Source organism: Yersinia proxima (assembly GCF_902170785.1).
Lineage (GTDB): Bacteria > Pseudomonadota > Gammaproteobacteria > Enterobacterales > Enterobacteriaceae > Yersinia > Yersinia proxima.
In genome coordinates this window covers 336450-344958 of the sequence record NZ_CABHYG010000004.1, presented here as the reverse complement: position 1 = coordinate 344958, position 8509 = coordinate 336450, and the positions used below count along the sequence as shown (strand labels likewise).

Sequence of the window (8509 nt, the reverse complement as noted above, 5' to 3'; positions counted from 1 at the left end):
AGACCATAAAAATGATCGGCACAGGAGTATGTCGGCGATGAAAAAAACAACCGGGTATTTTGCTAGCCGGAGTCTCTCCGGCGCATGGTGGATGATAACGGTGTTATCGGTGATGGGGCCGCCGTCAGTACAGGCGGCTGACTCTGCGACGGCACCGGCCTTTAACTGGCAAGCCGCGCCGAGCGAAGAGCAACTGGCAGAGCTGAGTTTGCGCGAGGCTATCTTGCGTGCTTTCGCCCGTAATCCACAGATTGCACAGGCGGCGGCGCAGATAAAAGTGGGAAAAGGGGATTTAGAGGTTGCCGAAAGTGGTTGGTATCCACAGATTTCTTTGCAAGGAACCACCGGGAAATCACATCAAACTGACTCGGCGGGCAGCTTGAATAGTAATGCGTCAGCCGGAGTTCAACTGAGCCAATTGCTGTATGACTTTGGTAAAACCGGCGGCAGTATCGATGAGCAGGCCTCCTTGTCGGAGGCCTATCGCTATGACCTGTTCAACACCATGACCGCAGTGGGGCAGAGTACGGTTCAGGCTTATTTACAAGTCAAACGCTATCAGGCGTTAAGTGTGGTGGCGCGTAACAATATTGCCTCGCTGGAGAAAGTCAAACAGACCGCCCAACTGAGAGCTGATGCTGGCCTCAGTTCGCAATCTGATGTGCTGCAAGCTGAAACCCGCATCGCCGGTATGGTGGCGACGCTGGAACAATATCGGGCGCAGCAACGTTCGGCTCAGGCGCAACTCACGGTGCTGACTGGCGTGGTGTCCGATAACCTGCCGGATCTGCCCAAAGATCTGCTCAAACAAAAAGTCACTCTGAATGCCATTCCTTATGACGCCAGCAGCGCGGTGCGCAGTGCCGAGGCCAAACAACAGGCCGCGATGCAACGGGTGCGGCAAAGTCAGGCGCAGCACTGGCCCACCTTAAAGATCCAGGCGGGCAGAACACGTTACGAAAATGAATCACGCTCTTATTGGGATGACCAGGTGCAACTGGCGGTTGAAGCGCCGGTTTATCAAGGGGGAGCGGTCAGTGCCAAAGTCAGGGCTGCTGAGGGTATGCGCGCTGCGGCGCAAGCTGAAGTGGAAAAAGCCAAGCTGGATGTGAATCAAAAAGCAGCCACGGCTTATGCCGATATGATTGGTGCCATACAGCGCCAACAGGCAGGCGAGCAGCAACTGCAAAGTGCCGTGCACACCCGCAGTGTCTATCAGGATGAATATAAGTTAAGTAAACGCAGCCTGAATGATTTGCTGAGTGTGGAGCAGGATGTGTTACAAGCCGACTCGATGCGGCTGATGGCGCTGTATGACGGCTGGGACGCCACTGCGCGCTATGCCTCCGCCGTCGATAATTTGGTGGATATGTTGGGAATTGACCGGGTTGCTCAGAGTGGTGAAAGGTTACCCACTCTCTAATACCCGTCATTCTTCAAGCCGCATGTGCGTTGGCTGCCTTCGCGGACCCCAGTCACTTACTTATGTAAGTTCCAGGGGATTTACTCAGTTGCCGCCTTCCCGCAACTCGAATTATTTAGGGTATGACAGGCCGCTTTACCCGCCGGAAAAATTATAGCCCACAAGGCAGGGGTAACATGACAATGCAATCTACGCCAACAGAGGTCTGGATAACAGCAATGGCGAGAGTGGCCAGCCGTTATGGTAAACCCGCTGATATGAACTTTCTGGCTCAGCAAATGCGCTGGTTTGAGCAATTAAGTGGCTTACGCCAATTGGAACGACTCAGTGGTTTACTGGGCTTGCAGACCAACGTGATGCCACTGAAAAAAGTCCGCTGGCGCAATGAATTACTGCCGGTATTACTGGAATTGGAACCCGGCAGTGTAGCGGTGTTGGAACATATCAATGACGACGGGTTGGTGAGCTATTGGCTCAGTGATGGCGGCGATGTGGTACGTGAAACCAGCCTGGAAGGGTTAGTGGCGCGCAGCCAGGGTCGGGTGGTCATGGTCGGGGTTGCCAACCGTGGCCGCGATAGCCGCATTGATGAATTTATCAGGCCTTACCAGCAGCATTGGTTCTGGCATAATTTTCGCGGTGCCGGGCGCAAAATTGCGGAAATCTCACTCGCCTCGGTGCTGGGTAATGTGCTGGCGCTGGGTGGGATCCTGTTTTCAATGCAGGTTTATGATCGGGTGATCCCGGCGCAATCCTACGCCACATTATGGGTCCTGTTTTTTGGTGTTTTGCTCGCCGCATTTATGGAATATATCATCCGGCTGACTCGCACTCAGATCTCTGATTTGATGGGTAAAAAAATCGACCTTAATGTGTCGTCGATGCTATTTGTGCGGGCGATGGCCATCAAGAATGAAGCACGCCCTAAATCGACGGGATCCTTTATTTCCCAGTTGCGTGAAATCGATCAGGTGCGTGAACTGCTGACTTCCACCACGGTAGGGGCGGCGGCAGATATGCCGTTTGTCCTGCTGTTTCTGGCGATCATGGCCTTTATCGGTGGCCCGCTGGTGGTTATCCCGCTTTTAGCTATTCCACTCATTGTTATCCCCGGTTTATTGATTCAATTCCCGATGGCGAAACTGGCCAAAGAGGGGATGCGGGAAGGAGCACTGCGCAATGCCATTTTGGTCGAAACCATTGAAGGCATTGAAGATATTAAAGCCTTACAGGCCGAGCCTTATTTCCAGCGCCAATGGGAGCAAACCCACGAGGTGAGTGCTGCTGTCGGGATGAAACAGCGGCTATGGGGAGCGCGCCTGACTGGATGGGCGTCGACGGTATCGCAATTAACCTATGCCGGAATGCTGGTTTTTGGTACTTACCTGGTGCTGGCCGGTGAGATAACCACCGGTACGTTGGTCGCCAGCAGTTTGCTCTCTTCCAGAACTATCGCGCCATTAATGCAACTGACGATGGTTTTCTCGCGCTGGCAACATGCGAAAAGTGCCATGACCGGCCTGAATGAACTGCTTAAAAAACCGTTAGATCGCCCCGAGGAGGGAGAATTGGCGCATTGCCCAATACTGAATGGTCACTACCAATTGCGTAATGTGCAGTACACCTATGATGAAGAAAAAGGGCAAAACGTGGTTGCCATCGCTGCTCTGGAAATCAAGCCGGGGGAGAAAGTGGCGATTCTGGGTAAGGTGGGGGCGGGTAAATCCACCTTACTAAAATTATTGGCTGGTCAGGCCAGTGCCACACAGGGAAAAGTAGTGATTGATGGCGTGGATATCAAACGCATTGAACCGGCTGATTTGCGCCGCCAACTGGGATTTTTATCGCAGGATTCTCGCCTGTTCTTTGGCTCACTTCGGCAAAACCTGATGCTGGGGCACCCGCATGCCACGGAGCAGGAGATGATACAGGCGCTGCGCATCAGTGGTGCGATAGCTATGGTGCAACAGGATGCAGCCTGTCTTGACCGGATTATTAATGAAGGTGGGCAGGGGTTGTCGGGTGGACAGCGCCAAATGGTATTGCTGAGCCGCATGATTCTACGTAATCCACAAGTTGTCTTGATGGATGAACCCACTGCGTCAATGGATGAGCATTTGGAAGATTATGTCATTCGTCAGATGCATGCCTGGTTAGATGGCCGCATGTTGGTGTTGGTGACTCATCGACCAGCGTTATTAAAGTTGGTGGATCGCATCATTGTTATGGATAACGGGCGGGTGGTGGCCGATGGTCCGCGCGACCATATTCTCAATTCGATGGCGAATAAATCGCAACAAGGTGCTGCCTAACAGGAGTGAGCCATGAGCAGTCTAAGCCTGCAACAAGAGAGGGCGCATCTGGAGCGGCGCATGTCAGCCATTGTTTGGTTGATGTTAGTTGGGATGATTGTGATGTTCATTTGGGCTTATTTCGCCATTCTCGATGAAGTCACGGTGGGCACCGGGAAAGTCACACCATCCAGCCGCGCGCAGCTAATAGAAAGTCTGGATGGCGGCATTATCAATGAATTATTGGTACATGAAGGGGCCATCATTAATAAAGGACAAATTCTGGCTCGTCTCGATCCGACCCGTTTTCAATCTAATTATGGTGAGGCTGCCGCTCGCGTGCGGACATTGCGCGCGTCATCGGAACGCCTGCGGGCCGAGCTAACGGGAGCCGCATTGGTTTTCAGTGTGGACACTTTACAAGAGCCGGAGTTGGTAGCACGGGAAACGCAATTTTATCTTTCACGACGGCAGAACCTTAATGAAACCGTGAGCAATTTGCAGCAATCGCTGAAACTGGTACAGCAAGAGTTACGAATGACTGAGCCGCTGGTGGCTAAAGGGGCGGCCAGTCAGGTGGAGGTGATTAGGTTACAACGTCAGATAAGTGACTTACGCGGTAAAATTGATGAAGCGCGTAATCAGTATGCTGTCAGAGCCAGAGAAGAACAGGTCAAGAATAATGCGGATTTAGATGCACAGTTGCAGGTGGTTTCCGGTAAGCAAGACCAGCTTACGCGAACCACGCTTATTTCACCGGTGCGTGGGATCGTCAAAGATATTCAGGTTTCAACCGTTGGCGGCGTGTTACAGCCCGGTGGCAAACTGATGGAAATCGTCCCCATCGAAGAGCAACTGCTGATCGAAACACGTATCAACCCACGCGATATTGCTTACATCCGACCAGGGTTGCCAGCGACAGTCAAAATAACCGCTTATGATTCATCCATCTACGGCAATCTGACTGGGGTCGTGGAAACCGTGTCACCGGATACATTGCAAGATGAGGTCAAACGAGATCAGTTCTACTATCGCATTTATGTTCGCACTAATCGGGCTGATCTGACTAATAAGGCTGGCAAATTATTTCCAATATTACCGGGCATGGTGGCCAGCGTAGAAATTAAAACCGGCCAAAAAACAGTTTTGGATTATCTGATAAAACCGCTGAATAAAGTGAAGGAATCATTGAGAGAGCGTTAATATTATTACCGCATTTTTTTCCCCTATTTGTGCCGGGGATGAGCCAAATAGGGGATTTATCTGACGAAAAATATCAAATAAAACCAATAAATAGTCGGGTAATAGTTGTACTATTTGACTGTTTATTACTCTTAACAACTTAAGCTATTCGTGCTTAAATTAAAATGTGAAACTATATCGTTAGTCTATCATTTAATTTTGCAAATATACCTGCCATTATAAATATACTTAATTATATATATTGCATGCAATAAAAAAGCCGGTCAAAGACCGGCCGTAACACTAACGAATTATCTGGCCGCAAGGGCCACAATGAAGGAAATAATAAAATAATGATGATAGCGGGATTATTATAGTTCCTGTTTGATAGATGTCACTTGTCAATTTGTGCTGTTTTATCTTTTGTTTAACTAATTGTTTTATATGGAAAATTAAATAGTCTTGATTATAGGTGCTATATTTTATAGTGTTTTTAAATTTTGTGAAAGTTCGCCACTATTTACATTTGGAAATACATTTTGAGTGTATGAAACATTATCCGAAACTTCGTAGCATTTTCTGTATAGATAAATCCTAATCTTATTACCACAATAGAGTAACCCCATTGGGATAATATGCTCGCAAGAGCAGTGGCATAGTTAGACCTAATAATTAGAGGATAATAACGATGAAACTTCGAGTTCTTTCCCTGTTGGTTCCCGCTTTATTAGTTGCCGGTAGCGCAGGCGCGGCTGAAATTTACAACAAAGACGGCAACAAACTGGACTTGTACGGCAAAGTCGATGGTCTGCATTATTTTTCTGACGACAAGAGCAAAGATGGCGACCAGTCTTACATGCGTTTTGGCCTGAAAGGCGAAACACAAATCAATGATCAACTGACTGGTTATGGCCAGTGGGAATATCAGGCAAATTTAAATAAAGCCGAAGACCAAGACCAAGGTAACTTTACCCGTATTGGCTTTGCTGGTTTGAAATTTGCTGACTACGGTTCTTTCGATTACGGTCGTAACTATGGTGTGCTGTACGATGTAACTTCTTGGACTGACGTACTGCCAGAGTTCGGTGGCGATACTTACGGTGCAGACAACTTCCTGTCTCAGCGTGGTAACGGCATGGCAACTTACCGTAACACCAACTTCTTTGGTCTGGTAGATGGTCTGAACTTTGCTCTGCAATATCAGGGTAAAAATGGCGACGGCACTGAAACCAACAATGGCCGTTCAGTACAAGGCCAGAATGGTGACGGTTACGGTATGTCCGTCTCTTATGACTTGGGCTGGGGTGTAAGCGCATCTGCTGCGATGGCTAGTTCTAAACGCACTGATGACCAAAATAACCTGAAATTTGGCCATGGTGACCGTGCTGATGCCTATTCTGGTGGTTTGAAATACGATGCGAACAATGTTTATCTGGCTGCAACTTATGCCCAGACTTACAACCTGACTCGCTTCGGTAAATTCGGTACTGCTAGCACTCCAAACCCTGATGCAGGCTACGCCAACAAAGCGCAAAACATTGAGTTAGTGGCTCAGTATCAGTTTGATTTCGGTCTGCGTCCATCCATTGCTTACCTGCAATCTAAAGGTAAAGACCTTGGCAATGGCTACAGCGACCAGGATCTGGTGAAATATGTTGATGTCGGTGCGACTTACTACTTCAACAAAAACATGTCCACTTATGTTGATTACAAAATCAACCTGTTGGATGAAAATGATTTCACCAAAAATGCCGGTATCAACACTGATGATATCGTAGCCGTTGGTTTGGTGTACCAGTTCTAATCCTGATAACAGGGTAGGTTCTGACAAAACGCGGTCATTTGGCCGCGTTTTTTTGTGCTTGCCAATGACTGATAGTCAATTTTATCGGTGATTTTGGTTTCTGACATCACCACATAACGTGGGCGCATTTTTAACCATTTTGACTTTTTTTGACCAGTTTTGGCATGAAGTTTAACCAAACGAACTAAATTCCAATTTTTTTTGAATGAAACACTAGACATATCATCATGCTATAGATGATAATCCCGCTCATTGGAAGGATGGCCGAGTGGTTTAAGGCAACGGTCTTGAAAACCGTCGACTGTAACAGGTCCTAGAGTTCGAATCTCTATCCTTCCGCCAAATTACGCCGGCATAGCTCAGTTGGTAGAGCAACTGACTTGTAATCAGTAGGTCCCGAGTTCGACTCTTGGTGCCGGCACCAATTAAAAGCCCGTTATCTGCATAAGATAACGGGCTTTTTGCTTTCCGACAAATTTGCATGGCGGCAGGATTTCTCACTGCCGCTGCTGGTGTCAGCTATTCTTGGCTAACTGAGCGACCAACCGATTGACACCATCACTCATATTGGTGAATTTAGTCAGTTGCGTGCGGGTGACTACCACGAAAACGCCAATATTTTTCTCCGGGATCATCGCCATATAAGTAATAAACCCGCCACCGCCGCCCGTTTTTTGCATGATACCAGGCAGTTCGGCATTAGGTGCCATGTAGACCCAACCTAGCCCCAGAGCATCGGCTTGACCAGCAACATCCATACCTTTTAATGAAACCAAATCGCGGCGTTGGAAATAGAGCGCTTGCTCGCGTTTAGCCGTACTTTTGCGCGCGCTGTTATTGGAAGCCAGGAATTGCTGCATCCAGCGCTGCATATCTTCTGGTGTTGAATAAACCCCGCCGCTGCCCGCCGCCGCAATGGTGTTTTCACAGCGACTGCTACCCACGCCGACCATCAGACGGCTACATTGTTCAGCCGTTGGGGTGAGGGTGGTATTACGCATGCCCAGCGGTGCGGTGATTTTATCGCGCAGCAGACTGGTATAAGGCTTGCCGGAAGCGCGTGAGAGCGCATCGGCCAGCAAATCGTAAGCTAAATTGGAATAAGCCGCTTTTACGCCAGGTGGCACAGTGACCTTAGCCAGTTTCAGCCATTGCCAGCGGTTATCTTTGGTCGGCCAGGTAAATACCGGCCTTTTTTGTGGGCCGCCGGGTTGCTCGCGCGGCAGGCCGCTGGTATGGCTGGACAGATTGAGCAGAGTAATTGGCTGTTTAGCATTATAAGCCGGGACTCTGGCTCCTTTCGGCGCCCATTTCTGCAAAGGGTCAGTCAGTTTTACCGTGCCGTCCTCGGCCAGTTTGACCATCACTTCACTGGTCATTAGCTTGGTAATAGAGGCAATGCGGATCAATGAGTCAGGCCGTGGGCGCAGATTGTTACCGGGTTTAGTTTCGCCAAAACTGCGGTTGACCACCTGATTGTTATCAATAACCACCAGCGCCATCCCCATAGCCCCGCTGTTATAGAAGATATGTTCGGCATATTGATCAACAACTTGTGATGTCAAAAGCTCGGTGTTGGCATAGCTGTGTAATGGCATGGCGAACAGAGCTGCGGCCAGTAGCGGAGGGGAGAAATGTTTCAGCAATCTTTTATCCATGTGCAAAAAGCAAAATAAGTGTTCGTAGGCTTATAGTAATAGGATATTGGTATAAAACCTGCTGAAATTTGCGGAAAAACGAATAATTTACACTGTGGAAAAACGGTGCCAGGAGTGGCGGGGAAACCAAACCGCAACGAAGTCGGGCCGC

5 protein-coding genes and 2 tRNA genes are annotated in these 8509 nt (G+C 48.9%); 6 read left to right on the top strand and 1 reads right to left on the bottom strand.

The annotated features are described in order from the left end of the window. The first annotated feature begins 37 nt into the window (after positions 1 to 37). The 6 genes from FTB31_RS03505 to FTB31_RS03480 all read left to right on the top strand — a co-directional run bounded on the left by FTB31_RS03505 (position 38) and on the right by FTB31_RS03480 (position 7124). Positions 38 to 1423 carry a TolC family outer membrane protein gene (locus FTB31_RS03505; RefSeq protein ID WP_155410458.1) on the top strand — a complete coding sequence of 462 codons (1386 nt, stop codon included), beginning with the start codon at positions 38 to 40 and terminating at the stop codon, positions 1421 to 1423. A 176-nt stretch (positions 1424 to 1599) separates the two neighbouring features. Beyond that, positions 1600 to 3735, top strand: coding sequence for a type I secretion system permease/ATPase (locus FTB31_RS03500; RefSeq protein WP_050077980.1), 2136 nt, complete (start codon positions 1600 to 1602; stop codon positions 3733 to 3735). A gap of 12 nt (positions 3736 to 3747) precedes the next feature. Next, the gene (locus FTB31_RS03495; protein WP_050077978.1) at positions 3748 to 4917 is read left to right on the top strand and encodes an HlyD family efflux transporter periplasmic adaptor subunit; all 1170 of its coding nucleotides are present in this window, start codon (positions 3748 to 3750) and stop codon (positions 4915 to 4917) included. A 667-nt stretch (positions 4918 to 5584) separates the two neighbouring features. Continuing rightward, the gene (locus FTB31_RS03490; protein WP_077173855.1) at positions 5585 to 6700 is read left to right on the top strand and encodes a porin OmpC; all 1116 of its coding nucleotides are present in this window, start codon (positions 5585 to 5587) and stop codon (positions 6698 to 6700) included. A 254-nt stretch (positions 6701 to 6954) separates the two neighbouring features. Beyond that, positions 6955 to 7042, top strand: a tRNA-Ser gene (locus FTB31_RS03485). A 6-nt stretch (positions 7043 to 7048) separates the two neighbouring features. After that, positions 7049 to 7124, top strand: a tRNA-Thr gene (locus FTB31_RS03480). A gap of 91 nt (positions 7125 to 7215) precedes the next feature. Here the strand turns inward: FTB31_RS03480 and ampH are convergent. After that, positions 7216 to 8358 (bottom strand): D-alanyl-D-alanine-carboxypeptidase/endopeptidase AmpH, encoded by a 1143-nt coding sequence (gene ampH / locus FTB31_RS03475; RefSeq protein WP_005171542.1) that lies wholly within the window; start codon positions 8356 to 8358, stop codon positions 7216 to 7218. Positions 8359 to 8509 lie beyond the last annotated feature (151 nt).